The sequence below is a fragment of the Achromobacter sp. ACRQX genome (genome assembly GCF_022346505.1).
In the GTDB taxonomy this organism is placed as follows: Bacteria; Pseudomonadota; Gammaproteobacteria; order Burkholderiales; family Burkholderiaceae_B; genus Achromobacter; species Achromobacter animicus.
This window is the reverse complement of the sequence record NZ_JAKRML010000003.1, coordinates 255,196-281,256: the sequence shown is the minus strand read 5'-3', so window position 1 is coordinate 281,256 and position 26,061 is coordinate 255,196. Positions and strand designations below refer to the sequence as shown.

The following is a 26,061-nucleotide window of genomic DNA, read 5'->3' as shown; positions in this document are numbered from 1 at the left end:
GTTGTCTCCTGCCTTGTTTTATAGGTATGTGTCGGGTGCCGGTCGTGCCGGCGGCAAGGCTCAGCGGCCCTGTTCTTTGCGCCAGGCGGCGAATTTGTCCTTCGTGCCCGGATCGGTCGGCGGGTACAGGCCCAGGATGGACGCACCCCCTTGCACCTGGCTGGTCACGAAATCCTCGAAGGCGGTCATCTCGACGGCTTCCAGGGCGATCTCGTCAGCCAGGTGCGCCGGAATCACCACCACACCTTCTCGGTCGCCCACGACGATGTCGCCCGGCCACACGGCCACGTCGCCGCAGCCGATGGGCGCATTGATGTCCAGCGCTTGATGCAACGTGAGGTTGGTGGGTGCGGACGGACGCTGGTGATAGGCGGGAAAGCCCATCTCGGCAATTTCGGGTGAATCGCGAAAGCCCCCGTCGGTGACCACGCCCGCCACGCCACGCTTCATCAGGCGGGTGACCAGAATGGAGCCTGCGGACGCGGCGCGCGCATCCTTGCGGCTGTCGATGACGAAGACCGCCCCTTCCGGGCAGGTCTCGACCGCGGCGCGCTGCGGATGCGCGCGGTCTTCAAACACCTTGATCGTGTTCAGGTCTTCGCGCGCGGGGATGTACCGCAGCGTGAAGGCCGGGCCGACCATGTTGGGCAGGTTGGCGTTCAACGGGCGCACGTCCTGGATGAACTGGTTGCGCAGGCCGCGTTTGAACAGGGCCGTGCACAGGGTGGCGGTGCTGACGCCGGCCAGCCGGGCGCGGGTTTCGGGATTCATTTGGGACACGATGGCTCCGGGTATTGGATCGGGGATCTAAAAATGGCGGATTCAGAAGATGGCGGGCTCGGGCACGGGCGCGCCGAATTCCGTTTCCAGGAAGTCCAGGTCGCAGCCGTCGTTGGCCTGCAGGATGTGCTTGGAATACATCCAGCCGTAACCACGCTCGTAGCGCTTGGGCGGCGGCGTCCAGGCGGCGCGGCGCGCGGCCATTTCCTCGTCGCTGATGTTCAGGTTGATGGTGCGGGCGGGCACGTCCACGGTGATCGTATCGCCGGTCTTGACCAGCGCCAACGGGCCGCCGATGTAGCTTTCGGGCGCGACGTGCAGGATGCAGGCGCCGTAGCTCGTGCCGCTCATGCGCGCATCCGACAGGCGGAGCATGTCGCGCACGCCCTGTTTGACCAGTTTGGTCGGGATCGGCAGCATGCCCCACTCCGGCATGCCGGGACCGCCCTGCGGACCGGCATTGCGCAAGATCATGATGTGGTCGGCGGTGACGTCCAGGTTCTCGTCCTCGACGGCGGCCTTCATGCTGGGATAGTCGTCAAAGACCAGCGCGGGGCCGGTGTGCCGCAGGTATTGCGGAGCGCACGCGCTGGGCTTGATCACGCAGCCGTCGGGCGCGATGTTGCCGCGCAGTACGGCCAACGCACCTTCGTCGTAGATCGCCTCGTCAAGCTTGCGGATCACGTCGTCGTTGTAGACCTCGGCCCCCGCGATGTTCTCGCCGAGCGTCTTGCCGGTAACCGTCATGGCAGACAGGTCCAGGTGGGCATCCTGCAACCGCGACATCAGCGCCGGCAGGCCGCCCGCGTAGTAGAAGTCTTCCATCAGGTAGGTGTCGCCGCTGGGCCGGATGTTGGCGATGACGGGCACCTTGCGGCTGGCCGCGTCGAAGTCGTCCAGGCCCACCGCGCAGCCCGCCCGGCGCGACATGGCGACCAGGTGGATGATGGCGTTGGTGGAACAGCCCATCGCCATGGCGACGTTGATGGCGTTCTTGAACGACGCCACGCTCAGGATGCGCTGCGGTGTCAGGTCGTCCCAGACCATCTCGACCACACGCCGGCCGCACTCGGCCGACATGCGCATGTGGTTCACATCCGCAGCAGGGATGGACGAGGCGCCGGGCAGCGTCATGCCAATGGCCTCGGCGATGGCGGTCATGGTGCTGGCGGTGCCCATCGTCATGCAGGTGCCGTAGCTGCGGGCGATGCCGCCCTCCACTTCCGTCCACTGTTCCTGCGTGATCTTGCCGGCGCGGCGTTCGTCCCAGAGCTTCCAGGCGTCCGACCCGGAACCCAGGATCTTGCCCTTCCAGTTGCCGCGCAGCATGGGGCCGGCGGGCACGTAGACGCACGGCAGGCCGGCGCTGATGGCGCCCATGATGAGCCCGGGCGTGGTCTTGTCGCAGCCGCCCATCAAGACGGCCCCGTCCACCGGGTGGCTGCGCAACAGCTCCTCGGTCTCCATGGCCAGGAAGTTGCGGTACAGCATGGTGGTCGGTTTGACGAAGGACTCCGACACGGAAATCGCCGGCAGCTCCACCGGAAATCCGCCCGCCTGGAACACACCGCGCTTTACGTCTTCGACGCGCTGCTTGAAATGGCTGTGACAGGGGTTCAGGTCGGACCAGGTGTTGATGATGGCAATGACGGGGCGGCCGGCCCAATCGTCGGGGCCGTAGCCCATCTGCATCATGCGGGAACGGTGGCCGAAGGAGCGCAGATCGTCCTTGGCCATCCAGGCAGCGCTGCGCAAGCTTTCGTAGGTGCGTTTCATGGGGATACGAGGGATGCGGAGTAAGAGTCAAAGCATTTAAACACTAATACATTAGTGCGTCAGCTAGGTGAAAACCCGCTACACTGCGGCATTCGCCATCCGCCCATTCCTGCGCGGAACCTCGACATGTTTACTCGATGCAAAGCCAGAAGCTCAGACTGGATCGCTCCCGCCACGCGGCCCCACAGGTTTTCGAACACCTGCGGCGCCAGATCATTTCGCTCGAACTCGTACCTGGCGCACCGCTATCGCGCGTCACCCTGGCCGAATGCTACGGACTGAGCCAGACGCCCATCCGCGATGCGCTCATGCGGCTGGCCGAGGAAGCCCTGGTCGAAATCTATCCGCAGCACACCACGGTGGTCAGCCGTGTCGACATCGCGGCCGCCCGGCAGGCGCATTTCCTGCGCCGCTCGCTGGAACTGGAAATCGTCCATCTGCTCGCGCAGCGGCCCGACCCGATGCTGCTCCAGCGCCTGCAGGCCTCCATCGACCTGCAGCGCGCCGCCCACGCCACCGGCGAATACCAGCAATTCATCAACGCCGACCAGGCGTTTCACCGCGACATGCACGAAGCCGCCGGCGTGGCCAGCCTGTGGGAAATGGCGCAGCGCTACAGCGGCCACCTCGATCGGCTGCGGCGGTTGCATCTGCCGGAAGCCGGCAAGGCGGAGCGCATCCTGGACGATCATCAGCGGCTGGTGGACGCCATCGCCGCGCAGGATCCTGCCAGGGCGCAACAGGTGCTGCGCGAGCACCTGTCGGGCACGCTCAGCCAGGTGGCTGAAATCTGCAAGCGTTATCCGGAATATGTGGTGACCGATTAGCCGGGGACGCGCTGCGGTTGAAGGATGAATCGACGGCCGATTGGCGGACGCCGGTTGGCGAATGGGGCGGCGTGCCGCTATCGCGAGCTCAGTCCAGCGGATACCGCTGAATGACGGTCTTGCCGTTGCGTTCCGCAAGCGACAGCAAGGCGTCGCCGGTCTGGTCCAGGCCCAGCAGCCCGCGCTCCTGCTCGTGGGACAACTGGAATGGCCGCCAGGACCTGCCCTTGTCGCGGCTGTAGAAGTAGGTCTTCGTGTATTCGTTGCCCGAGAACAGCTGTTCGGCGTAGGTCTTGATGACCCACGCATTGCGCCCGAACCACGCCTGCCCGATCCACGACGCCGCGCCGCGCACGTTCGGCGAGCGTGATCGCTTCACCCAGGCCATGCCGGTCTTGTCCAGTTGGTAGATGGTGTCGCCTTCGGTTTCGAAGACGGGCTGATCGCGCGTCAGCAGCGCATGGGCGTCCTGGGCGGGCACCCGGGCAACGTCCGGCGTAATGCGGAACGCGGGCGACGCGCCTTCCTGGAATTGCACTTCGAAGCGGCGCGTCTCGATCAATTCGGGCGCGTCCTGCCCTTCAGGCCGCACGCGGGTGCGCCAGCTCCAGCCCACCGCGCGCGTGTCGTCCAGCGGGTAGAGCGACCAGCCATAGCCCAATTGCTCCGTGCCGTACGCCTTGCGATCCCGCTCCGCTATCTCGGCGAACTTGCGCTCGAACGCGGCCGAATCCGGCCACACCTGTTCTTTCAGCCGCGTCGCCGACCAGTGCTTGGCGCCGTCGCAGCTATGCAGCAGGCGCACGCCGGTCTCGTGGTTTTCCAGGGCAATCGCCAGCCGGTCGGTGAGAAAGGCCGTGTGCAGCTGCGGCACGCCCAGCGTCACGTCGGGATCGTACGTCCACGTGACGCCCAGGTCGTCGGAACGCAGCGCGTCCCAGGCCGCGGGCTGGTCGCCTTCGCCCGGACTGCGCAAGGTGCTGGTGATCAGATACAGCGGCTCGCCGCCGGGCGCACCGATCAACGTTACGCCGGTATCGCCGCTGATGGAGCCCAGCAGCTCGAATACGCCGGTGCCCCGTCCTCCGTAGATCAGGTTGCGCGTATCGGTGGTGGACCGGCCGGTCTGCAGCATGGTCAGGGCCAGATCGCCGTGGCCATGCGCCATGGCGGTGATGGCGCCGGTCTGCGCGAGCTGGATCCGCTGCTTTTGCAGCCTGTCTTTCAGCGCCGGGATCTGCGTGTCCAGCACGGGCGCCTGCGCCAGGCCGTCAATGTCCTTGGCGGTGACCAGAAGCTGGCCGGTCAGCAATTGGCGTTCGCCGTAACGCTGGATGGCAACGCGCGAGTAAGACGCCAGCGCCGGGCCATTGAGTTCACCCACGACCTCGCTGCGCGGCAGCGGATCGCCCATCGGGATGATCTGGTAGATGCCGCGCGCCAGCACGGCGGCGGTGATGACCGCCAGGCCAGCGGCCACGAGTCTGATGGTCTTGGGTCCAGGCATGCCGGGCATAATGCCAGCCCCCCACGCCGCCAGCCACATTTATCGAACGGACGGAACTATAGCGCGTTGCGCCCGGTTCTCTATACTGGCGTAACGCATGCTCACGTCTTACCGGACGCGCGCCCCTGCCCCGACACCACGGAATCGCCCATGACCGCAAGGCCCCCTTCTGCCCTCCTCGCCCTGGCCCTGTTTGTCGGGGCGAGCGGCGGCCCGATGGCGCATGGCGCCGCCGCCAACGATCCGGCCTGGGTGCCGGTCGACCCGCAGACGATGCCGGGCGTGTTCTACGACAGCAATTCCATCCGCACCGTGTCCGAAAGCCCGACGGTACGCGCGGTGACGGTGGCCTGGTTCTACGCGCAGCCGCGCATCTCCGAGGCCAATGGCCAACCCTACGGCTCGGTGACCCAGCCGGTGACGCTGAACTGCGCCGCCGACACCTATACCGTCACCCAGGTTCTGCACCACGCGGGCAACGACGCCACCGGGGCGATCGTGGAGTCCATCCCGGTGGCGGGCATCCGCAACGCGCCCGTCACCCGCGACCCGGTGCAGCGGCGGCTGCGGGACCTGGTGTGCGCGGCAAACGGCAAAAGCGCGCGCAAGTAGCGGGCGGCAAAGAGGTAGCCACCCCGGGTCGCTACTGGCCGCGCCAGTAGCGGTACAACGCCCGGGCGCCGGCGTCCAGCAGGAACCCCAGCACGCCGATCATCAGCACCATCGCCATCAGTTCCGAATACGCCAGCCGGTCGCGCGTGTCCAGGATGAAATACCCCATGCCGGCCGACACGCCCAGCATTTCGCACGGGACCAGCACGATCCACAGGATGCCGATCGCCAACCGCACGCCGGTCAGGATGTGACCCATCACGCCGGGCAGGATGACGCTGCGCAACGTCTCCCAGCGGGTCGCTGCCACGCTCTGCGCCAATTGCAGCCAACGCGGATCAAGCTGCTGCACGCCGGCAGCCGTGTTCAGCACGATCGGCCAGACCGCCGCGAACGCCAGCAGGAAGTAGACGGGATCGTCCCCGACGCCAAACACCATGACCGCGATCGGCATCCACGACAGCGGCGAAATCATGCGCAGGAATTGCATGGCGGGCGATGCGGCCGCCTCCAGCCGGCGCCAGCTGCCGATCGCCAGGCCCAGCGGCACGCCGATCGCCAAGGCCAGCCCCAAGCCCACCGCGATGCGCCGCAGGCTGACCAGGATGTGGTGCGGCAGGTCCGAGCCGGACAGCAATTCGCCCAGGCTGACGAAGGTGGGTCCGGGCGCAAAGCGCCGGGCCATGCCGCCCGCCGGCGCCAGGACTTCCGTGCCCAGCCACCACAGCGCCAGCAGGAGGCCCAACCCGCCCAGGCCGAGCGCGTAGCGCGCGCCCAGACCCAGGCCAGCCGCCCTTGTGCGACGGGCAGGCACCGCCGCCTGCCGCTGCACGTCGGGCGGCGCCGGCGCCACGGTCTCGCGCCCCGTCACGCCTGCACCAGCTCGGTCCGGCTGTACGCGTCGGGAAAGCCGAAACGCGTCAGGCCACCGGCCGATTCGATTGCCCGCCGGACATAGCGATCGTCCACCAGCTCGGCCGCCGCGCGTGCCGGATCCAGGTCAGCCAGGAATCCGCGGTCCGCCTCGATCAGCGTGTCGCGCAGCCGCCGCACCAGTTCCTCGGTGTAGCTGGGAAACGGATACGGCTGGAAGTCGATGCGGCGTTCGTCCCAATCGGCATGCCGGATCGCGCCGCTGGCCAGGTACTGCTCGCGGTCCTCGGGCGGCGGCGCCAGCACCTTGGACAACGCCGGCAGCGTGTGCGGGGTGTAGCGGTTGATGCCCTCTTTGGAGAGCAGCCGCGCCGTCTCGGCCCGGTTGTCGCGGATCCAGAGCTGCGCCTGCACGATGGCATCCACCACCTTCTGCGACCATTCCGGCCGCTGCGTCAGGTCCCGCTCGTGCATGAAGACGACGCAGCAAGCATGGTTGCGCCAGATGTCGCCGGTGAAGCGCAGCACCTTGCCCACGCCCAGGGTTTCAGCCGCCGCGTTGAACGGCTCGGCCACGATGTAGCCCGCAATGCGCTGCTGCGCCAAAGCGGGCGGCATGTCCGCGGGCGCCATGACGACCAGGTTCACTTCGTTGGCGGCCGGCGCGCCGTCCTTGCGCGCCACCGGCGTCAGGCCGTTTTCGCGCAGCAGGTACTGCAGCATGACGTTGTGGATGGAATACCAGAACGGGATTGCCACCGTCTTGCCGCCCAGTTCCTTCACGCTGTTGACGGCGGGCGCGACGGTCAGGCCGGAGCCGCCAACGTGATTCCAGGCCACCACCTTGGCAGGCACCTTGCTGCCAAAGCGCGCCCACACCGTCATCGGCGACAGCAGATGCACCACGTTCACCTGGCCCGAGATGAAGGCTTCGATCACCTGCGCCCAACTGCGCAGCAGCACGGGCTTTTCGGCCTTGACGCCCGCCTTGTCGAACAAGCCATTGTTGTGCGCCACAAGCAGCGGCGCAGCGTCGGTGATGGGCAGGTAGCCGATGCGCACGGGCGCGTCCGGCTCGGACTGGGCACGGGCATTGAAGGCCGACAGCAAAGATGCGGCGCCGCCAGCGGTCAGCAGGGCCGAGAGTTTCAACCAGTCGCGACGCGACATGTGTTCAAGGCACATCAGAAAGCTCCTAGCGAGGTGGGTCAGGCAGGCACGGCAGCGCCGCGCGAGGTCCGCAGCGCGGCGCGCAGGCGGGTAAGGATCTCCAGGCGCAGCGCGCCCATTTCCGGCAGCAGATCGGCGCGCGGCTGGGGCAGATCCACCTGCCACACGCCCAGGATGCGCCCTGGCGTGCCGCCCAGCAGCACGATGCGGTCGGCCAGCAGCAGCGCTTCATCGATGTCATGCGTGATCAGGACGGCCGCCGTCTGGAAGTCGGCGACCACTTTGCGCAGCAGTTCCTGCATGTCGCCACGCGTGACCTCGTCCAGCGCGCCAAAGGGTTCGTCCAGCAGCAGCACCGACGGCTGGCGCGCCAGGCATCGCGCCAGCGCCGTGCGCTGCGCCATGCCGCCCGACAATTGCGCCGGACGCAGATGCCGCGCATGCGCCAGTCCCACTTCGTCGATGGCCTGCGTCACGCGCGCGCGGCGCTGCGCATCCGTCAGCGCCGGCTGATGCTTGAAGTCCAGTCCGAAGGAAACATTGCGTTCCAGCGACAGCCAGGGCAACAGGCTCGGATCCTGAAACGCCACCGCCACGCGCGGGTGCACGCCGGTGAGCGGCGCGCCTTCCATCAGCAGCGTCCCGGCGGTGGCGGGCTGCAGGCCGGCCAGGACGCGCAGCAGGCTGGATTTGCCCGCACCGCTGGCGCCCAGCACCGCGACCACTTCGCCGCGCGCCAGATCCAGGTCGACGCCGTCAAAGACGGCGCCGTCCGCGCCGGGGTAGCGCAGCGCCAGGCCCCGGGCCTGCAACACCGGCAGGGGTGCCACCGTCATGAGGCGGCCTGCGCGGCGAGCCGGGCCTGGCGCTTGGCCAGTTCGGTCTTCAACTGCACCAGGCTCGGCGTGACGATGGGCAGGAACGCCGCCTCGCGCCAGCGCCGCGCAAAGCCGGCGCCACCAGGCTTCAGGTAGGCCGCGCCGCCACTGGCTTGCAGTTCAAGCTGCACCGCCGCGTTCGCCACTTCTGCAAGCGCAATGCGGATTTCGAACAAAGCCCACGGTTCGGCTACAAAACGCTGACTGCGCACGCCTGCGATGAGGCTGGCCGTCAGGTCCTCGAGTTGCGCGGACAGGGCCTGCAACGGTTGGCCCAGGATGCCGCGCGACGCCTGGCCCTGCCCCGCTTGCCCGGCCGCCTGCAAGGCCCGGCGGGCCAGGCCAATTGACAGGCCGCATTGCAGGCCGGCGAACGCCGGACGCGCGCCCGGCAGATACTGCCGCGCGTCGGCGTGGATCAGCCATTCAGGACCGATGCGCACGCCGCGCACATCCAGCGCAGCGGTGTTGCTGGACTGCAGCGCCAGCAGCGACAGGTCCGCGCTGCGTTCCAGTCCGGCAATATCGTGCGGCAGCGCGACGACCGCGGGCGCGCCGTCGGGCGCAGTGACGGCCGCCGCGACGAGAAAGCCCTGCGGCCGCAGATTCGTCACCCAGGGCATGCGGCCGTCCAGCGTCCACTGTCCGTCGACATCGCGTGCCGCGATCTGCAGCGACTCGATGCCGCTCAGGAACTTCATGGCGTTGGACAGCGCGGTGGCGCCCGCCAGTTCGCCGGCAAGCAACGGTGCGAGCCAGCGCTCGGCCAGCGCCGCATTGGGGCTGGTCAGCAGATACTCGATGAAGACGCGCTGGCCCCACGCGACGAACGCGCTGGCGACCGAGCGTTCAGCCACCTGCGACACCGCCTCGATCGCATCGCCGATATCGGTGCCGGCCAGGCCGCCCTGCGCCTCGGGCACGCCGATGCGGAACAGCCCCGCCGACGCCAGCCGCGGCAGCACCGTGGCGGCGTCAAGGCTGCCGTCGTCCAGCGCCTCGGCATGTTGCGTAAGCCAATCTTGCAGGTCCTGCGACAGGATCGCGCCGCCGGCCAGGTCGGTCGCGTCAGAATGCCGGGTCGCGGTCCGCGCCGTCATTGCGCGCCGCTCCAGGCGTATTCGCTAAGTTGTTCGTTCAAGGGGGTCTGCGCCAGGTTGTTGGCAAAGTTGCAGATCGTGGCCAGGCCCACGCCCAGAATCACCTCGAGCGCATTGCCCTCGGTGAAGCCCGCATCGCGCAAGGCCTTGAGTTCCGCATCGTCGACGCGGCCGCGCGTGCGGATCACCGCTTGCGTAAATGCCGCCAGCGCCTGCAAGCGCGCGTCGGGCAGCGTGCCCTGCGCGCGCAGCGCGTCCACGACTTCGGGAGACAGCTTGGCCTTGTTGCGCGCCAGCGCGGTGTGGCCCGCCACGCAGAAAGTGCAGCCGTGCAGCGTGCCGGCAACCAGTTGCACGACCTCGCGCTCCTGCAGCGTCAGGCCGGCGCGCGCATTGATCTGCGACAGCGTCTGGTAGGCCTCGAGCGCGGCGGGCGCGCTGGCCAGCACGCCCAGCAGGTTGGACAGATACCCTGCGCCCTTCTCGGCTGCGGCCAACGCCGCCTGAGTGGGTTCGGGCGCGCTTTGCGCGGTGTGCACGGTCAGACGGGCCATGAAGATCTCCATTGGGCTATCGATTGAAAACACCATTTTGCGTGCAGCGCCCCGCAAGCGACAATGCACGAGGATCGCAACTTGATGCTAGATCTTATCGACTTTCAGCTATGCGCTTATAACCGAACGCCACCTTGACCCTCGATTCCGCCCTCACCGATCAAGCCGCCGTGGACGCCGTGCTGCTCTCCAGCCTGGAGGTGCAATCCAGTCTTTATCATCTGGGCCAATACTGCGGCAACTGGACCGCCAGCACCAGCGGGCGCGCCCGCGCCAGTTTTCACCTGATCCTGCACGGCCGTTGCCGCGCGGACATTGCATCGCGCCAGGAATCGCACACATTGGCGGCGGGCGACGGCATCTTCTTCCTGCGAGACATCGCCCATGTGTTGACGCCCCTGCAGCCGTCCGCCAGCATCGGCGCCGTGTGCGGCCCGATGCAACCGCTATCGCCGCGTCAGCCTGACGGCACGGGCCTTGCCTGCGGGTTCTTCCAGTTTCGCCCGGGGCTCGCCGATTTGCTGGCCGACACCCTGCCCGACTATCTGCTGCTGCGCGCGGACGACGACCGCTTTCGCGCCGCACGCGGTGTGTTCGACCTGATCCTGGACGAAACCACAAGGGAGCCATCCGCCTCGCCCGTCGTGCTGGAGCGGCTGACGGACCTGCTGATCTTCTTCATGCTGCGCCACCTGGCGATTCAGGACCGCCAGGCGCACGGCCTTTTCGTGCTGGCGCGCGATCCGGCAATGGCCGGACTGCTGCAGGCGATATTGGCCGAGCCCGCCGCGCCCTGGAGCATGCAGGACATGGCGGACCGCGTCCACATGTCCAAGGCCACCTTCCACCGCCGCTTCACGCTGCAAAGCGGCACCACGCCCGCGCAGCTATTGCAGTTGCTGCGCATGCGTGTGGCGCGGCGGCTGCTGGATCAGGGCATGGGCATCCAGGAGGCCGCCGAACGCGTGGGTTACCAGTCCCAGGCCGCCTTCAGCCGGGTGTTCCAGCGCACGGAAGGCATGGCGCCGTCCGCCTTGCGACGGCGCCGGCCCGCATCGGTCTGATCGGATTCCAGCCCGGTGCGGCCGTCGGCCCGCGCGCTTACACCTGTGCCAGCGCCTGTTCCAGATCGGCGATCAGGTCGTCGATGTGCTCGATGCCGATGGACAGGCGCACGGTTTCCTCGCGCACGCCGGCCTTCTTCAGTTCCTCGGCGTTCAACTGGCGGTGCGTGGTGGATGCCGGGTGCGTTGCCAACGACTTGGAGTCGCCGATGTTGACGAGACGCGTGAAGAGCTGCAGCGCGTCCTGAAAGCGCGCGCCCGCGTCGCGGCCGCCCTTCACGCCGAACGTAAAGAGTCCCGGCACCTTGCCGCCCAGGTACTTCTTGGCCAGCGCATGGTCCGGATGATTCGGCAGGCCCGCGTAATTCACCCATTCCACCTTCGGGTGCTCGCGCAGGTAGCTGGCGATCTTGACTGCGTTTTCCACGATGCGGTCCACGCGCAGCGCCAGCGTCTCGATGCCTTGCAGGATCTGGAATGAATTGAACGGCGAGATCGCCGCGCCAGTGTTGCGCAACGGCACCACGCGGGCACGGCCGATGTACGCGGCGGGACCGAAGGCTTCGGTATAGACCACGCCGTGGTAGCTGACGTCCGGCTCGTTCAGGCGCTTGAAGCGGGCCTTGTGCTCGGCCCACGGGAACTTGCCCGAGTCGATGATGGCGCCGCCCAGGCTGGTGCCGTGTCCGCCCAGATACTTGGTCAGCGACTGCACCACGATGTCGGCGCCGTGCTCGATGGGACGCAGCAGGTACGGCGACGGCACGGTGTTGTCGACGATCAGCGGCAGGCCGTGGCGATGCGCGATCTCGGCCAACGCGCCGATGTCGGTGATATTGCCCAGCGGATTGCCGACCGATTCCGCGAAGATGGCCTTGGTGCGGTCGTCGATCTGCGCCTCGAAGGCGGCCAGATCGGACGGGTCGGCGAAACGCGTGGTGATGCCGTATTGCGGCAGCGTGTGCGCGAACAGGTTGTAGGTGCCGCCGTACAGCGTGCTGGACGAAATGATGTTGTCGCCCGCTTCGGCGATGGTGAGGATCGCGTACGTGACGGCGGCCTGGCCCGACGCCAGCGCCAACGCGGCGATGCCGCCTTCCAGGGCCGCCACGCGCTGCTCCAGCACGTCGGTGGTCGGATTCATGATGCGGGTGTAGATGTTGCCCGCGACCTTCAGATCGAAGAGGTCCGCGCCGTGCTGCGTGTCATCGAACGCATAGGCCACGGTCTGGTAGATGGGCACCGCCACCGCGCGTGTGGTCGGATCGGGGCGGTAGCCGCCATGAACGGCCACGGTTTCCAGGCGCCAGTTGGGCTTCTTCGCTTCAGTCATCAGTCTCTCCGGTCAATACGTGATTGAAAATTCAGATCAGGCCGCAAATGCGCGCGCGGCGCGCAGAATGCGTTCGATGTCTTCATGGTTGTTATAGGCGCCTACGGACAGGCGCACGTAACCATACTCCACGACGCTTGCCACGACACCGGCCTGCGTCAAATGCGCCAGCGCGGCCGCAGGATCCGCCACGCGCAGCGCCGTGGTGGTGCTGCGCACGTCATCGCCCGGCGGCGACACGACTTGCGCGCCCACGCTGCGCAATCCGTCGCTCAGCGCCCGCGACAGTTCCAGCACCCAGGGCTCGATGCGCTCGGGCCGCGCCTGTTCGATCAGATCCAGCGCGCCCGCCCAGCCGGCGATGCCGGGATAGTTCAGGTTGCCGGTCTCCAGCCGCCGCGCGTCGCTGGCGTCCGACACCGCGGTCTGCCATTGCAGGCCGGACTTGTCCAGCGTGGTCACGCCAGACGGACCGATGTAGAACGGGTCAAGCGCATTGAGCAACCGCGGCGACACGTGCAGCAAGCCCACGCCCAGCGGACCCAGCATGCCCTTGTGCGCGCCGCACGCAAAGGCGTCGACGTGCCAGTCATCCACCTGCGCGCGCAGCAAGCCCGCACCCTGGATGCCGTCCACGACAAGCCAGATGCCGCGCTCCGCGCAGCGGCGCCCCAGCTCCTGGATGTCGGTACGCAGCCCCGTGCCGTACTGCACCCACGACACCGCAATCAATCGCGTGCGCGCATCCACGTGCTGCCAGAGGTCATCGACCGTGAAGCGATGCGCGCGCGCCTGCGCCACGCGCACCTGTACGCCACGCCGGCGCAGATTGAGCCACGGCAAGGCGTTCGAGGGATGTTCCTGATCGTCGACGATGAGGTTGTCGCCCTCCTTCCAGGCCAGCCCCTGCGCGACCGTGTTCAACCCTTCGGTGGTGTTCTTGGTGAACGCCAGCCGGCGCGCGTCGCCGCCGATCAAACGGGCCAGCCGCACGCGCAGGGCGTCGGCATCGCGCAGCCATTGCGGCTTGTCGCTGCGCGCATACGTGATGCTGTCGAAAAAGCCCGACACCGCGGATGACACATGCGGCGACAAGGGGCTGGTGTACGCGATGTTGGCGTAAGCCTTATCGCACGTGATGGGAAACAGCTGTCTGAATTCGTCCTGCCAAGCCATGCGCAACCTACTCCGCCAGACCATCCGGCATGCGGGCATTCTAGGTATATGACGCGCATCTGGATAAGGCTTAGTTTTCATATTGATATGAGTATTAAGTCGCTCGGCAAACCACGACGCGCCCATAGAATTCGTGCCTCTCTTGCACACAACAATCATGGGAACAGCATGCGTTTGAATCATCTATTCAAGGCCGCGGGTATTGCCGCCGCGATGGCGCTTGCCGGCGCATCGCAGGCCGGCACGGTGGACACCATCAAGAAGCGCGGTGAACTGGTGTGCGGTGTCAGCCAGGGGTCGGCAGGGTTGTCGATTGCCGACAAGCAAGGCCGCTGGACCGGCCTTGACGCCGACCTGTGCCGCGCGCTGGCCGCCGCCGTGCTGGGCGATCCGGAAAAGACCCGCTTCGTGCCGCTGAGCTCGCAGCAGCGATTCCCAGCGTTGCAGTCCGGCGAGATCGATGTGCTGAACCGCAACACCACCATCACGTCGGGCCGCGACGCCGGGCTGGGCATCGCGTCGGCCGGCATCGTGTTCTACGACGGCCAAGGCTTCCTGGTGCCGCGCAAGCTGGGCGTCAAGAGCGCCACCGAACTGGAAGGCGCGCAGGTCTGCGTGCAGCCCGGCACGGTGAATGAACAGAACCTGGTCGACTATTTCAAGAAGAACAAGCTCAGCTATCGCCCGGTCGTCATCGAAAACCTGGTCGAACTGGAGCAGGCCTTTTACGCCGGCCGCTGCGACGTGTATCTGTCGGATGCGTCCACCCTCGCCGCCAGCCGCGCCGCGCGCGCCAGCAAGCCCGACGACTTCGTCATCCTGCCCGAGCGCATCAACAAGTCGCCGCTCGGCCCCTTCGTACGCCAGGACGACCCGAACTGGGCCGCCATCGTGCGCTGGACGGTCAACGCGCTGGTCGCCGCGGAAGAGTTGGGCATCACCGCCCAGAATGCCGACAGCCAGACGCAAAGCACCGACGCCCAGGTGCGCCGCCTGCTTGGCGTGGACCCCGGCATCGGCAAGAGCTTCGGCCTGGACGAAACGTGGGCCAGGCAGGCCATCAAGGCTGTGGGCAACTACGGCGAGGTGTGGGACCGCAACCTGGGCGCCGCCACGCCGCTCAAGCTGGAACGCGGCTTGAATGCGCAATGGAACAAAGGCGGTTTGCTGTATTCGCCGCCGTTTCAGTGATGCGTTTCGCTTGGTGCGAATCGCTTGGTGCGAATCGTTTGACGCGAACCGTTTGACGCGAATCGCTTAGTGCAGATCGCTCGATGCAGATCGTTTGATGCGCATCGTCTGATGCGCATTTGTCGATGATTCGCGGACGGGCCACCGGTTCCGCCCTTCTTCTTTTTTGATTGATGCCGCCCGGCCCGCCATGACTGCCACCTCGCTTCCTTTCCCGTTGACTGCCCCATGGCGCCGCTGGCTGCCTGCGCTGGCGTGGATCCTGGGAGTGGGCGGCATGGCGGCCCTTCTGGTGCTGCACATCGAATCGGTGCAGGCCGCCCGAGGTATCCAGGGCGGGTTCGGCTTTCTCTTTCAGCCGGCGGGGTTCCGTATCTCTGAGAGCCTGCTCAACGTCACGCCGGAGGATCCTTACTGGATGTCCCTGGCCGCGGGACTGGTCAATACGCTGACCGTCGCCTTCGTGGCAATACCGCTGGCCACTGTCCTGGGCGTGGGCGTGGGATTTCTGGGGTTGTCGTCCAACTCGCTGGCGGCCCGCGTTGCCGCCCTGGTCATCGCACCGCTGCGCAACACGCCGGTGCTGTTGCAGCTTTTCGTCTGGTATGGCTTGCTGCTGCGGCTGCCGGATCTGCGTCAAGCCTGGTCGCCGCTGCCTTCCGTGCTGCTGTCCAATCGCGGGTTGGCCTTGCCCGCCTTGCATGGCTGGCTGCCTTATGCGGGCGTGGCAGTGGCTGCGCTGGCGGTGGCCTGGTACGCACGCCGCCGTTGGCGCAATACCGCGTTGCCCGCTTCGTCTGCCGCCGCACTGGCCGCAATATTGGCTGCAATACTGGCCGCCGCCACGATCACGTGGGCGCTATTGCCCCCCATGCAGATCGACCTGCCCATCAAGCGCGGGCTCGGTTTGCAAGGCGGCTGGCAACCCAGCATCGAATTTGCCGCGTTGACCCTCGGTCTCGTCGTCTTTCACGCCGCCTACATCGCCGACATCGTGCGCGGCGCGGTCCGTGCTGTTCCCGTGGGCCTGGTCGAAGCCGGCCAAGCCTTGGGCCTCACGCCCGTCAAGGTGCTGCGGCTGGTGATCGCGCCCTACGCCACGCGCGTCGCATTGCCACCCTACGCCAACCAATGCCTGGCGCTCATCAAGAACAGCACGCTCGCCATCGCAATCGGCTACCAGGAGCTGATGGCCGTCATCAACACGGCCATCACGCAAACCGGGCTGGCGCTGGAAGGCATTGCGCTTGCCGTGAGCATTTACCTGACGCTGGCGCTCTGCCTGGGCGGCGGGCTCTCCGCGTGGAACGCGCGCAATACGCGGCACGGCCCCGGCGACACGCACGGCGCGCGCCTGGGTGACCGTGCATTCCGGGATGGCGCTGTTCGTAAGGCCAGGACCCTTCGGCGCAAAGCGATGTCGGCCGTTCTGACGTTGCTGCTGGCCGCCGTGGCCTGGTCACTGCTCGATTGGGCGGTACTTCGAGCCGTGTGGTCAGGCGACCCGAAGACCTGCGCAAATGCGGCGGGCGCCTGCTGGGCCGCCGTGCGCGAGAACCTGCCGTTGTTGTTCTACGGCACCATGTCCGACGTGCACCGGGGGCCCGCGCTGATCGCGTCCCTGGCCCTTCTGGCCGCCATCGCTGTCGCTCTGGGCGCGCGTCGCGTACCGGCGCGCATGCGTATCGTCTTGTTGACCGCGCTGTCTGCCATTGCCGTGGCCGCGCTGACCGGCTGGCCGTGGGGCGGCGATTTCATCGGGCCGCAACGCTGGGGAGGACTGCTCGTCACGTTGATCCTGGCGATCGCCGCGCTGGTGGCGGCCGTGCCCCTGGCTTTCGCGCTGGCCCTGCTTCGCCGGTCCGGCAGCCCCGCCGGTTCATTGGCCGCAGCCGGTCTGATCGAAGCGGTGCGCGGCGTGCCGCTGGTGACCCAGCTGCTGTTCGCATCCTTTGTGCTGCCCATGTTGCTTGGCGGCGGTGTCTCGAAGTTCAGCATGGCGCTGGCGGCGCTGACCCTGCATACCGCGTGTGTGCTGGCCGAAGTGCTGCGCGGCGCGTTGCAGGCTATTCCGCCCGGCCAGATGATGGCCGCACGCGCCTTGGGCATGCGGCCCGCGCAGGCCTATGCCTGCGTGATCTGGCCGCAGGCCCGTCGCATCGCCGCGCCAGCCGCGCTGGGCGTCTTTGTCGGCGCGGTCAAGGACACGTCGCTGGTCAGCATCATCGGCGTGTTCGACGTGCTGGGCGCGGCCAAGGCGGTGGTCGCGGGCACCGATTGGCGGCCTTATCACGTCGAGGTGTATCTGGCGGTGGCGCTGTTGTATCTGGCCGCCAGCCTGGCGCTGTCGCGCGTCGCGCGCCGCATGGAGGGGCGCGCTGGAAACTGACGGGATGCCGAGCCGGGCGGAGAAACCGGCTCGGCAGAAAGGTCAGCCGCCCGCCCCGCTCCCGATCCCACCATGCACCGCGCTAATGCGCTGAAGCCATGCCGGCCGCGGCGCGGCATCAAGCCAGTTCTTGACGATCAATCCCAGTTCCGTATCGCCAGCGATACGCAGGCGGCGCTGAAAGAACAAGGTATCGGCATCGGTTTCAGCGCGCATGAGCGCCAGAAAATCGGCCAGCTTCGCGCCAAGTTCCAGTTCAGCCGCGGCGGCTTGCGGCCCCTTGTTCCACAGCGGCCGGAAGGCGCCGTCGCGCACCACAAAGCTGCTGCGCAGCCCCAGGTCTTCGACGGTGATGGCGAAGGTGCGTCCGTTCAGTTCGGCGGGCGGCTCGAGCCACTTGAGACGGCGGGCCAGTTCAAGCCCCGCGACAAAATGCAGGGACACGAAAGGTCCCGGTACGCGCTTGCCCAGCTTGGCCAGCATGGGCGGTAGAGTCAGGGGTGCGCTCATGCGGCGGCCTCCTGCAGGCCAATACCGGCGTGCCCGTAGTAGTAACCATTGCAGCGGCCGATGCCCGCGGGCGGCGAAACCGCATCGGGCTTGACGCCGCGGCGCGTGGCGTCAAGCGCGGCGATCGCTTCGAGTGTGCCGGCCGATTGCGGGCTGACACGCAGGACGTCGACGCCCATGCCCGCTAATTCCGGCGCTTCGGCCAACAGGTCCAGGCATGCGGCCGATTGCACCTGGATGCCATTGATGCCAAGAAATTCGCGCGATTCGCGGGTGCGCATGTCCAGGCCATCAGGATGCTCGATACAGCGAAAGCCGCAGTCGTCCTTTTTCAGGCGGAAGTGCCGGGCCGTGAAGCAGCGCGCCGAAAATGCCAGCGCCATCCTGCCCCACACCATGACTTCGGCCTGCATGCCGGCGGGACGCTCGCACAGCAGCCGTTCCAACGTAGGACCGTCCATTTCAAGTGGAGCGACAAAGCGCACGGCGCCGCGGTTCGCCAGCCAGGTCAGCGTGCCGCCGTGATAGGCATTGACGTGCGGGCCGGCAACAAAGCCGCGGCCGCTCAGATGGCGCACTGCGCCCAGTTCGCCGGCCTCGACCATGAAGTCCTGCTGTTCGCATAGCTTCTTCAAGGCGCTGGCCTCGGCGCCGGTCTCGATCAGCGTGCGGCCCGACAGCACCACGGTCTTGCCCACCGCGCGCAGATCACGCGCCAATTCAAGCCAGTCGTCGGGGCGCAGCTCATGCCGCCGGCTACAGACCGTTTCGCCGATGTAGACGATGTCCGCCGGACTTTCGGCGACGGCGGCGTAGAAATCCATGGTGCGCTGGCGCGGCCAGTAGTACAGCAAGGGGCCGACGGAAATCTGAAAGGGGATTTGGGTCATTTCCATGGGCGTTCGAAAGCGCCTTGTGTGACTTGTGAACCCTCGGCATGGCGCGCCAGCATGGCGTTCCATTCGGGGCGCGGAGAAAAGCGCGACGCGTCCGCATGCACGCTGTCCAGCGCGGCGCGCAGCGTGGACACCACCTGCGTGACATACGCCGGGCTGCGCTGGCGTCCTTCAATCTTGATGGCGGATACGCCCATTTCGGCCAGCTTGGGCAACAGGCCGATGGCGTTCAGGCTGGTGGGTTCTTCCAGTGCGTGGTCGGCTTGGCCGTCCACTTCGAACCGGCCCTTGCACAGCGTGGGGTACGCGGCCGGTTCGCCGGGTTCGTAGCGGTCGATGAGAATGCCGGACAGGCGCGCATCCATGCGGCCGTCTTCTTCGACCCAGCGCACCGCGTGCGCGGGCGAACAGACGCCCTTGTTGTTGGGAGAGTCGCCGGTGGCGTATGACGACAGCAGGCAGCGGCCTTCGGCCATGACGCACAGGCTGCCAAAGCCAAACACCTCGACCTCGACACTGACGTTGGCGCAGATGCGCGCGATTTCCGTCAGTGTCAGCACACGCGGCAACACCACGCGGCGGATGCCGAACTGTTCCTTCATGAGTTCGATGGCGTCGGTGTGGGTAGCGGAGCCCTGCACCGACAGATGCAGGCGCAGGTCCGGATAGCGGTCGCTGGCGTAGGCCAGAAGGCCCGGATCGGCCATGATGACGGCGTCGGCGCCGAGATCGTGGGCGGCATCGACGGCGGCTTGCCATTCGGCCATGCGGCCGGCCTGCACAAACGTATTGATGGCGAACAGCACGTGCCGGTTGTGGCGATGCGCCAGTTCAACGCCTGCGCGGATGTCGGCTTCGGTGAAATTGAGCCCGGCAAAGTTGCGGGCGTTGGTGGCGTTCTTGAGCCCGAGATAGACGGTGTCGGCGCCCGCTTCAATAGCCGCTTTCAGGGCGGCCAGACTGCCTGCCGGGGCCACGAGCTCTATGGGAGAGGTTCGAGTTTGCATGACGGCCAGTCTATGGGCCGCCCGTCCCCCGGGCCTTGTCGAAAATCAAACCGCGCGGCGCGCGCGGCGCCTTTTATAGGACTATTCCTCGGTGTACAGGCCGCGCTCGACCGCATACACCGCAACCTGCACGCGGCTGGTCAGATTGAGCTTTTTCAGCACGTTCTGCACATGGATCTTGACGGTGCTTTCGCTGACATCCAGTTCGCGCGCAATGACCTTGTTGCTGGCCCCGCGCGCCAGCCATTGCACGATCTGCGTTTCGCGTGCGGTAAGGCGGTGACGTTCCGCGGTGCCGGGTGGCGGCGGCGTCTGGCTGGCCTGTCCCCGGAACTGCTCGACCAGCTTGGCCGTCATGCTGTCCGCAATGACGGCTTCGCCGTTGGCGGCGCGCCGGATGGCGGACACCAGGGCGTCCGCGTCGATGTTCTTGACGAGGTAGCCGCGGGCGCCGTCGCGCAGCGCCTGTCCAAGCTCGTCGGCTTCTTCGGACACGGTCAGGATGATCACCGCGCAGGTGGGCAGATCCTGCGTCAGGAGCTGCAGTGTTTCCAGCCCCGACAAGCCGGGCAGATTCAGGTCCAGCAGCACGACGTCGGGTTTGAGCTCCTTGGCGCGCTTCAGGCCCTCGACGCCGTCCCCGGCCTCGGCAACGACCTCGAAGTCGGGCTGGCGCTGCAGCAGCAGGCGGACACCGGAGCGGAACAGGGTGTGGTCGTCGACGAGCAGGATGCGGATGGTCATGATGGGCAAGGATGTCAGGCGGCCTGGCGCTCGGCGCCAGGCAAGGTGAGCGCCACGCGCGTGCCGGCGCCGGGCTGCGATTCGAGTTTTATCACGGCGCGCATACGAGCGGCGCGCTCGCGCATGATGTGCAGGCCAACGTGGGATTCGCCGCGCTCGGCGACGTCGGCGGGATCATACCCCTGCCCGTCGTCGGCAATCAGCAGAGTGAAATCCCGGCCGTTTTCCACGGCGATGCGCACACGGCTGGCCTCGGAATGCTTGCGCACGTTGGATAGCGCTTCCTGCAGGATGAACAGCACCTGCAGTTGCTGCTCGGGCTGCAGCGGCGCGCCTTCGCCTTGGCTGAATGTCAGATCCGTGTCGATGGCCGTCTGCCGGCGGAAACGCGCCACTGTGTCTTCAATGGCCGCCTGCAGGTCGCCCTGCGACAGCTTGCTGCGGAAGTTGGTCAGGAGTTCGCGCACGTCCTGATAGCTTTCGTCTACGCCGGTGCGCAGCAGCGGCAGGATTTCGCTGACTTCTTCTTCGTCGCCGCGCTTGATGGCGGCATCGAGCATCTGCAATTGCAGGTTCAGGAAGTTCAGCCCTTGTGCCAGGCTGTCGTGCAGGCCCTGCGCCACCAGCCCGCGCTCTTGCACCACGGCCAATTGGCGCGCCTGCGCGCTGAGGCGGCGGTTGTCCAGCGCCACTCCCAGGTGCTGTCCCAGCGTTTCCAGCAGCTGCGACTCCGACGCCAGCAGGCGGCGCTGCGTGCGGAAATGCAGCGAATACGACCCCAGGACCTCATCGCGCGTCACGATACGGAACACCGCCACGCTGGCAAAGCCGTCGCGCTGGCAGTTCAGATCCATGTCGGGCGGCGACTGGCGGAAGTCCTGGATGACGATGACGCCAGCCTGGCGGGTGGCGACGCCGCAATAGCAGTCGTCGACCTTCATGCAGTGTTCGGATTCGACCAGATCGTCGGACAGGCCCACCGACACCACGAGGTTGAGCTTTTCGTTGTTGGGGTCAAGCGCGCGGATGCTGCCCGCTTCCGCATCGAACTGCAGCATGACGCGGCGCAGAAAGCCATCGCACATGGCCTCGATTTCATTGGGCTGGTTCAGGAACGCGGCCATGTCGTAGAGCGCACCGATGTCGCGGTTCTGCGCGGCAAGCTGCGCCGTCTTCTGTTCCACCCGCTGTTCCAGGCTGGTGTACAGGTCTTGAAGCTCGTCAGCCATGCGGTTGTAGCCGCGCGCCAATACGCCGAACTCGTCCTGGCTTTCCACCGGCAGGCGGGTGCTGAATTCGCGGTCGGCCATGCGCTGCAGGCCGTCGCGCAGGCGCAACACGGGTGAAATGATCCACAGATACAGCAGGTAGATCATGGCAAGCGTGCCCGCGCTGGCAATTGCCGCCAGCACGCCCTGCGACAGGCGCAGCGACGTGGTCTTGCCGGCGTTGTCCTGTTCGATCATGCGCACCAGCGTATCGGCGCGGGCCACGAACTCGGGCAGCGTTTCCAGGTAGCTTGACGCATCCGGCTGACCGATGGAACGCAGGGCCGCCGGCTTCATGATGTCGCGCCAGTATGCAGCCACGTCGTGCCACTGGGCGCGGATGGCGTTGTCGTTGGGAATGAAAAGCGGCCGCGCGGGATTGCCCCGCGCCAGCCGCGCGATGGTCTCGTCCAGGATCGCGATCTGTTCGGTGGTGCGCACTTCGCGCCCGGCTTGCGGCCGCATCAGCTCGACGGCGACGCGGTTGGCCCGCATGCGCAGGCTGCCGGTATCGTTGATGGCCGCGCCCGCGCCTTCCAGTTGCCAGGACAGCCACAGCGTCCAGCTGACCATGGACAGCACGACGATCAGCGCCAGCAGTGAACTTGCCACGATGCGCGTGGACAGGCGGTGCCGGGGCGAAGGCAGCGCGTCGGGCTGGGCGGCGGTATCGGTGGACTTCATGAATGTCAGGGCTGGAAGCGCAGTTCGGGTGTCAGTGTAGTCGCTTCCCGCCAGCAATCCGGCGCACGCGTGCCCATTGCGTCACTCACGCGATCAACGCAGTCCAAGCGTGCGGCACAGAAAATCCGCCACCTGGGCGGGATCGTTCAGCGGCAGGCATGGCAAGTCGATGTCCAGCGGCGCGTCGGTCACGACCGCCAGAAATGCAGGGTCTTCCGTGTGCAGGGGCGGTTTGCCCAACGCCGGGCGGTAGACCTCGATGCGCGGGATCGCGGCCTGCTTGAAGCCTTCGACCAACACCAGATCGGCGGGCGACAGGCGCGCCAGTTGCGCCTCCAGGGTGGGTTCCGGCGCGTCGCGCAGCTCGTGCACGATGGCATACCGGTACGGCGAGGCGATCATGACCTCCTGCGCGCCGGCGGTGCGGAATCGCGCGCTGTCCTTGCCCGGCGGCTCCATCTGGAAGTCGTGATGGCTGTGCTTGATGACGCTCACGCGCAGGCCGCGGGCGCCAAGCAGCGGCAGCATCGCTTCGATCAGTGTGGTTTTGCCGCTGCCGGAGCGGCCGGCGATACCGAATACAGGAGTCATACGAGGGCAGGTTCCGTCAACAAGGGGCACACGATGGGCAAAAACGTGTCTGCCCGCGGGGAGTATGCCAGCAAAGCGCCCGCCACCAGGTCGAAGTACCAGCCATGCAGCGACAGGCTGCCCGCGTCCACCGCCCGCCGCACGAAAGGCAGGTCTTCAAGATTGCGAAGGGAAATCAGGATGGAAGCCTGTTCGCAGGCGCGCCGGCGCTCTTCTTTCGAGGCATCCGGCATCTGCCGCAACACCTGCTCGCGCGCCGGTTCTGCGATGTCCATCCAGCGTCCCAGATAGTCGGTTTCACCGTCGCGCCGGATGCGCCGCTCCATCAAGGCGCGGATGCCGCCACATTGCGCGTGGCCCAGCACGATGATGCGGCTGACCTGCAATTGCTCGACCGCAAACTGGATGGCCGCCAGGACGCCCTGCAGGCCGCGGTCCTTGCTGCACGGCGGCACCAGATTCGCCACATTGCGCACGGTGAAGATATCGCCGGGATCACACCCCAGCAGCATGGCCGGATCCACCCGGGAATCGCAACAGCCGATCAATAGCGTGCTGGGATGCTGGCCGTCGCGCAGGTTGCGGTACAGCATTGGTGCGTCTTCGTAGTATTGCTGCTGAAAGCGCTGGAAGCCGCCGACGAGTCGTTCAAGATCTTGCATATCAGCCTCCCGTTTGCGCCATGAAGCGCACGATGCGTTCGGGCCGGGCGTTGAAGTCATGGCGCTCCGGCTTGGCCGCGATGCCTACCCGGATGGCCTGGATGAGCTCGGAGTCGCTGGCGCCCGCGCGCAGCAGGTGTCCAAGCGGCACCTGGTCTTCCTGGCCCAGGCACAGATACAAGGTGCCATCCACGCCCAGCCGCACACGGTTGCAGGTGGCGCAGAAATGGCGCGACATGGGTGTGATGACGCCCAGCACCGGCGCGCCCTGCCCGCCTGTCCAGTAGCGCGCCGGGCCGTTGCGGGATTCGGACAACGCCGGCACCAGGCCAGCATCGGCCGCAAGACGGGCGCCCATCGCGTTCAGGTCGGTATGCGTATAGCCGCGACCGCATTCGCCCATGGGCATGGGTTCGATCAGCCGCAGCACGAAGCCCTGCTCCACGGCATACGACAGCAGGCGGCGGACTTCGGATTCCGGCGTGGCCGCATGCACCACGCTGTTGAGCTTGATCGGCGAAAAGCCGGCTTGCCGCGCGGCCGCCAGCCCGGCCAGCACGGAATCCAGACAGTCGCGCCCGGTGATCTGCGAGAACGCCGCGGCGTCCAATGTATCCAGGCTGATGTTCAGGCGGCTCACGCCGGCCGCGCGCAGCGACTGGGCATGGCGCACAAGCTGGGTGGCGTTGGTGGACACGGACAGGTCGCGCAGTCCGGGCATGGCGGCGATGGTGGCGGCCAGCCCGGCCACGCCCTTGCGCAGCAGCGGTTCGCCGCCGGTGAGCCTGACCTTGGCCACGCCCAGGCTCACGAACAACCCGACCAGCCGCGCCATTTCGTCGTGGGACATCCAGTTGGCCGGCGTCTCGAAGCCCTTGAAGTCCTTGGGCAGGCAATAGCTGCAACGCAGATCGCAGCGATCGGTGACGGAGACGCGCAGGTAGTCGATGCGGCGGCCGAAGCCGTCCGCCAATACGGCAGGGGCTGGCTCGTCCATCATGCGGCGCTCCCGGCGAAGACCCGTTCGGGTTCGCCGTCGTCCAGGTCAATGCCGGAGATCTTGGCGCGCCCGACCAGCAGCTTGGTGTATTGCCGCCAGGCGGTGTCGCGGCTCATGGTGGTGAGCCCCGTCGCAATCTGCTTTGCGACAAGCTCGTAAGGCAAGAGGCGGCCTTCAACGCGGCGCGTGACGCGCACGATGTGCAGGCCATGCCGCGTTTGCAGCAACTGCGGCAGCAGCCCGCCCGAGGGCAACGCAAACACCGCGCGCTCGAACTCGGGCACGGTGTCGCCGCGGCCGAGTTGACCCAGGTTGCCGCCCACCGCAGCGGACGGGCAATTGGACTGCTCGCGGGCAACCTCCGCGAACCGGGAGGGATCGGCCAGCAGCTCGGTCAGCACCACGTTGGCATGCGCCTTCAACATGTCCAGGTTCACGTCGGGCGTGACCTGGAACAGGATGTGGTCCGCCTCGACCAGTTCACCCACCATGAAGCGCTCGGGGTGCATCTGATAAAAGCGCCGGCACGCCTGGTCGTCGGCTTCGGGCGCCGGCGCCTGGCTGGCGAGCAGCGCGCCGATCGCGCTTTCCTCGTCGGACACGTCCAGACCTTGCCGGCCGGCCTCGTCCAGCAGCACGCGCCGCAGCACCAGGGCCGTGACGGCCTCGCGCATGGGATTGCCGGCCTCGGCGTGCAAGGGAAGTTCACGTTCCAGATCCGCGTCGTTCAGTTCGACGCCATTGACGATGACAGGCATGTTCGGCTCCTAAGACAGTGGATCAGCGCGGACGGACGAGTTGCCAGGCGCGGCCCAGGTAGCCGATCGACGCAAAGCCGCTCCAGACGTGCACCAGGCGGGTGAACGGGAAGATCACGAACAGCGTGAGACCCATGAACAGGTGCGCCTTGAAGAGGAGCGGCACGCCGGCGATGTAGCTGGCGGCGTCGCCCTGGAACGTGACGATGTGCTGCGCCCAGGTCATCAGGTGCACCATCATTTCGCCGTCCATGTGGCCGGCCGACAGCACGATCGTGGACAGGCCCAGCAGCAGGGTCACGAGGATCCAGAGCAGCAGGATCTTGTCGCCCGGCCGCGTGGCGTGTGCAATGCGCGGATCGGTCAGGCGGCGGTGGATCAGGATCAGGAGGCCGATCAGGCACAGCCCGCCCATCACCCCGCCGGCCACCATGGCGACCATCTGCTTGAGCGAGTGCGAGACGCCCAGCGTGTCCCACACGACGACCGGAGTCAGCAGGCCGGCCAGATGCCCGAAGAACAGGCCGATGATGCCGATGTGAAAGAGGATGTTGCCCAGCCGCAGCTGGCCGCGGTGCAGCAGTTGCGAGCTGTCGGACTTCCAGGTGTATTGCTCGCGTTCAAAGCGCGCCAGGCTGCCGAGCAGGAAGATGGTCAGCGCGATGTACGGATAGATGCCGAAAAGAAACTGATTCAGGGAGTTCATGATGC

Annotated in this window: 25 protein-coding genes; 5 read left to right on the top strand and 20 right to left on the bottom strand. The window is 66.8% G+C overall.

From position 1 onward, the window contains the following. Positions 1 to 60: 60 nt before the first annotated feature. Together MHZ91_RS04870 and araD are read right to left on the bottom strand one after the other, a co-directional pair. On the bottom strand, positions 61 to 771 hold the full coding sequence (locus tag MHZ91_RS04870; RefSeq protein WP_056561707.1) for a ribonuclease activity regulator RraA: 711 nt from the start codon (positions 769 to 771) through the stop codon (positions 61 to 63). A 51-nt stretch (positions 772 to 822) separates the two neighbouring features. Further along, positions 823 to 2,556 carry an L-arabinonate dehydratase gene (gene araD, locus MHZ91_RS04865; RefSeq protein WP_175183625.1) on the bottom strand — a complete coding sequence of 578 codons (1,734 nt, stop codon included), beginning with the start codon at positions 2,554 to 2,556 and terminating at the stop codon, positions 823 to 825. Between the two features lie 137 nt (positions 2,557 to 2,693). Between araD and MHZ91_RS04860 the strand changes: the two genes are divergently transcribed. Then, positions 2,694 to 3,383 (top strand): GntR family transcriptional regulator, encoded by a 690-nt coding sequence (locus MHZ91_RS04860; RefSeq protein ID WP_175121319.1) that lies wholly within the window; start codon positions 2,694 to 2,696, stop codon positions 3,381 to 3,383. Positions 3,384 to 3,471: 88 nt separating this feature from the next. On the opposite strand, the gene MHZ91_RS04855 is transcribed toward MHZ91_RS04860, so the two are convergent. Further along, positions 3,472 to 4,890, bottom strand: a complete 1,419-nt coding sequence (locus tag MHZ91_RS04855; RefSeq protein WP_239212711.1) for a hypothetical protein — start codon at positions 4,888 to 4,890, stop codon at positions 3,472 to 3,474. A 150-nt stretch (positions 4,891 to 5,040) separates the two neighbouring features. Between MHZ91_RS04855 and MHZ91_RS04850 the strand changes: the two genes are divergently transcribed. After that, on the top strand, positions 5,041 to 5,502 hold the full coding sequence (locus MHZ91_RS04850) for a surface-adhesin E family protein (RefSeq protein ID WP_175183627.1): 462 nt from the start codon (positions 5,041 to 5,043) through the stop codon (positions 5,500 to 5,502). Between the two features lie 31 nt (positions 5,503 to 5,533). Here MHZ91_RS04850 and MHZ91_RS04845 read toward each other — a convergent pair whose 3' ends face one another. The 5 genes from MHZ91_RS04845 to MHZ91_RS04825 are packed head-to-tail and all read right to left on the bottom strand — an operon-like array spanning position 5,534 to position 10,077. Then, entirely contained in the window at positions 5,534 to 6,373 is an 840-nt protein-coding gene (locus tag MHZ91_RS04845) for an ABC transporter permease (protein ID WP_370647780.1), read from the bottom strand. Beyond that, on the bottom strand, positions 6,370 to 7,560 hold the full coding sequence (locus MHZ91_RS04840) for an ABC transporter substrate-binding protein (protein WP_175183628.1): 1,191 nt from the start codon (positions 7,558 to 7,560) through the stop codon (positions 6,370 to 6,372). Before MHZ91_RS04840 ends, MHZ91_RS04845 begins: the two co-directional genes overlap by 4 nt. A 23-nt stretch (positions 7,561 to 7,583) precedes the next feature. Next, the gene (locus MHZ91_RS04835) at positions 7,584 to 8,381 is read right to left on the bottom strand and encodes an ABC transporter ATP-binding protein (RefSeq protein ID WP_239212710.1); all 798 of its coding nucleotides are present in this window, start codon (positions 8,379 to 8,381) and stop codon (positions 7,584 to 7,586) included. Next, positions 8,378 to 9,523 (bottom strand): acyl-CoA dehydrogenase family protein, encoded by a 1,146-nt coding sequence (locus MHZ91_RS04830; RefSeq protein WP_239212708.1) that lies wholly within the window; start codon positions 9,521 to 9,523, stop codon positions 8,378 to 8,380. Before MHZ91_RS04830 ends, MHZ91_RS04835 begins: the two co-directional genes overlap by 4 nt. Then, on the bottom strand, positions 9,520 to 10,077 hold the full coding sequence (locus MHZ91_RS04825) for a carboxymuconolactone decarboxylase family protein (RefSeq protein WP_175121313.1): 558 nt from the start codon (positions 10,075 to 10,077) through the stop codon (positions 9,520 to 9,522). The genes MHZ91_RS04830 and MHZ91_RS04825 overlap by 4 nt, the downstream gene beginning before the upstream one ends. 134 nt (positions 10,078 to 10,211) lie before the next feature. Between MHZ91_RS04825 and MHZ91_RS04820 the strand changes: the two genes are divergently transcribed. Next, positions 10,212 to 11,141, top strand: a complete 930-nt coding sequence (locus tag MHZ91_RS04820; protein WP_218344089.1) for an AraC family transcriptional regulator — start codon at positions 10,212 to 10,214, stop codon at positions 11,139 to 11,141. Between the two features lie 37 nt (positions 11,142 to 11,178). Here the strand turns inward: MHZ91_RS04820 and MHZ91_RS04815 are convergent, their stop codons facing one another. Together MHZ91_RS04815 and MHZ91_RS04810 are read right to left on the bottom strand one after the other, a co-directional pair. Then, positions 11,179 to 12,474 (bottom strand): O-acetylhomoserine aminocarboxypropyltransferase/cysteine synthase family protein, encoded by a 1,296-nt coding sequence (locus MHZ91_RS04815; RefSeq protein ID WP_175121311.1) that lies wholly within the window; start codon positions 12,472 to 12,474, stop codon positions 11,179 to 11,181. 36 nt (positions 12,475 to 12,510) lie between these two features. Continuing rightward, complete coding sequence (locus MHZ91_RS04810) at positions 12,511 to 13,650, bottom strand: aminotransferase class V-fold PLP-dependent enzyme (protein ID WP_239212706.1); 1,140 nt, start codon at positions 13,648 to 13,650, stop codon at positions 12,511 to 12,513. A 168-nt stretch (positions 13,651 to 13,818) separates the two neighbouring features. Here MHZ91_RS04810 and MHZ91_RS04805 point away from each other — a divergent pair, with 168 nt between their 5' ends. Together MHZ91_RS04805 and MHZ91_RS04800 are read left to right on the top strand one after the other, a co-directional pair. Then, positions 13,819 to 14,841, top strand: a complete 1,023-nt coding sequence (locus tag MHZ91_RS04805; RefSeq protein WP_175136329.1) for an amino acid ABC transporter substrate-binding protein — start codon at positions 13,819 to 13,821, stop codon at positions 14,839 to 14,841. A 277-nt stretch (positions 14,842 to 15,118) separates the two neighbouring features. After that, complete coding sequence (locus MHZ91_RS04800) at positions 15,119 to 17,230, top strand: ABC transporter permease subunit (protein ID WP_239212704.1); 2,112 nt, start codon at positions 15,119 to 15,121, stop codon at positions 17,228 to 17,230. A 42-nt stretch (positions 17,231 to 17,272) separates the two neighbouring features. Here MHZ91_RS04800 and MHZ91_RS04795 read toward each other — a convergent pair whose 3' ends face one another. The 10 genes from MHZ91_RS04795 to narI form a co-directional block, all read right to left on the bottom strand. Then, the gene (locus tag MHZ91_RS04795) at positions 17,273 to 17,740 is read right to left on the bottom strand and encodes an SCP2 domain-containing protein (RefSeq protein ID WP_239212702.1); all 468 of its coding nucleotides are present in this window, start codon (positions 17,738 to 17,740) and stop codon (positions 17,273 to 17,275) included. Continuing rightward, positions 17,737 to 18,636, bottom strand: a complete 900-nt coding sequence (locus MHZ91_RS04790) for a U32 family peptidase (protein WP_239212700.1) — start codon at positions 18,634 to 18,636, stop codon at positions 17,737 to 17,739. Before MHZ91_RS04790 ends, MHZ91_RS04795 begins: the two co-directional genes overlap by 4 nt. Beyond that, positions 18,627 to 19,643, bottom strand: coding sequence for a peptidase U32 family protein (locus MHZ91_RS04785; protein WP_105239174.1), 1,017 nt, complete (start codon positions 19,641 to 19,643; stop codon positions 18,627 to 18,629). Before MHZ91_RS04785 ends, MHZ91_RS04790 begins: the two co-directional genes overlap by 10 nt. 81 nt (positions 19,644 to 19,724) lie before the next feature. Next, positions 19,725 to 20,387 carry a response regulator transcription factor gene (locus MHZ91_RS04780; RefSeq protein ID WP_239212698.1) on the bottom strand — a complete coding sequence of 221 codons (663 nt, stop codon included), beginning with the start codon at positions 20,385 to 20,387 and terminating at the stop codon, positions 19,725 to 19,727. A gap of 14 nt (positions 20,388 to 20,401) precedes the next feature. Continuing rightward, on the bottom strand, positions 20,402 to 22,339 hold the full coding sequence (locus MHZ91_RS04775) for a type IV pili methyl-accepting chemotaxis transducer N-terminal domain-containing protein (RefSeq protein ID WP_175136325.1): 1,938 nt from the start codon (positions 22,337 to 22,339) through the stop codon (positions 20,402 to 20,404). 93 nt (positions 22,340 to 22,432) lie between these two features. Further along, the gene (mobB, locus tag MHZ91_RS04770) at positions 22,433 to 22,930 is read right to left on the bottom strand and encodes a molybdopterin-guanine dinucleotide biosynthesis protein B (RefSeq protein WP_239212696.1); all 498 of its coding nucleotides are present in this window, start codon (positions 22,928 to 22,930) and stop codon (positions 22,433 to 22,435) included. Next, complete coding sequence (locus MHZ91_RS04765) at positions 22,927 to 23,592, bottom strand: carbonic anhydrase (RefSeq protein ID WP_175121302.1); 666 nt, start codon at positions 23,590 to 23,592, stop codon at positions 22,927 to 22,929. The genes mobB and MHZ91_RS04765 overlap by 4 nt, the downstream gene beginning before the upstream one ends. A gap of 1 nt (position 23,593) precedes the next feature. After that, on the bottom strand, positions 23,594 to 24,592 hold the full coding sequence (gene moaA / locus MHZ91_RS04760) for a GTP 3',8-cyclase MoaA (protein ID WP_239212694.1): 999 nt from the start codon (positions 24,590 to 24,592) through the stop codon (positions 23,594 to 23,596). Next, the gene (locus tag MHZ91_RS04755; protein WP_239212692.1) at positions 24,589 to 25,350 is read right to left on the bottom strand and encodes a peptidylprolyl isomerase; all 762 of its coding nucleotides are present in this window, start codon (positions 25,348 to 25,350) and stop codon (positions 24,589 to 24,591) included. Before MHZ91_RS04755 ends, moaA begins: the two co-directional genes overlap by 4 nt. A 22-nt stretch (positions 25,351 to 25,372) precedes the next feature. Beyond that, positions 25,373 to 26,056, bottom strand: a complete 684-nt coding sequence (gene narI / locus MHZ91_RS04750; RefSeq protein ID WP_175121299.1) for a respiratory nitrate reductase subunit gamma — start codon at positions 26,054 to 26,056, stop codon at positions 25,373 to 25,375. Positions 26,057 to 26,061 lie beyond the last annotated feature (5 nt).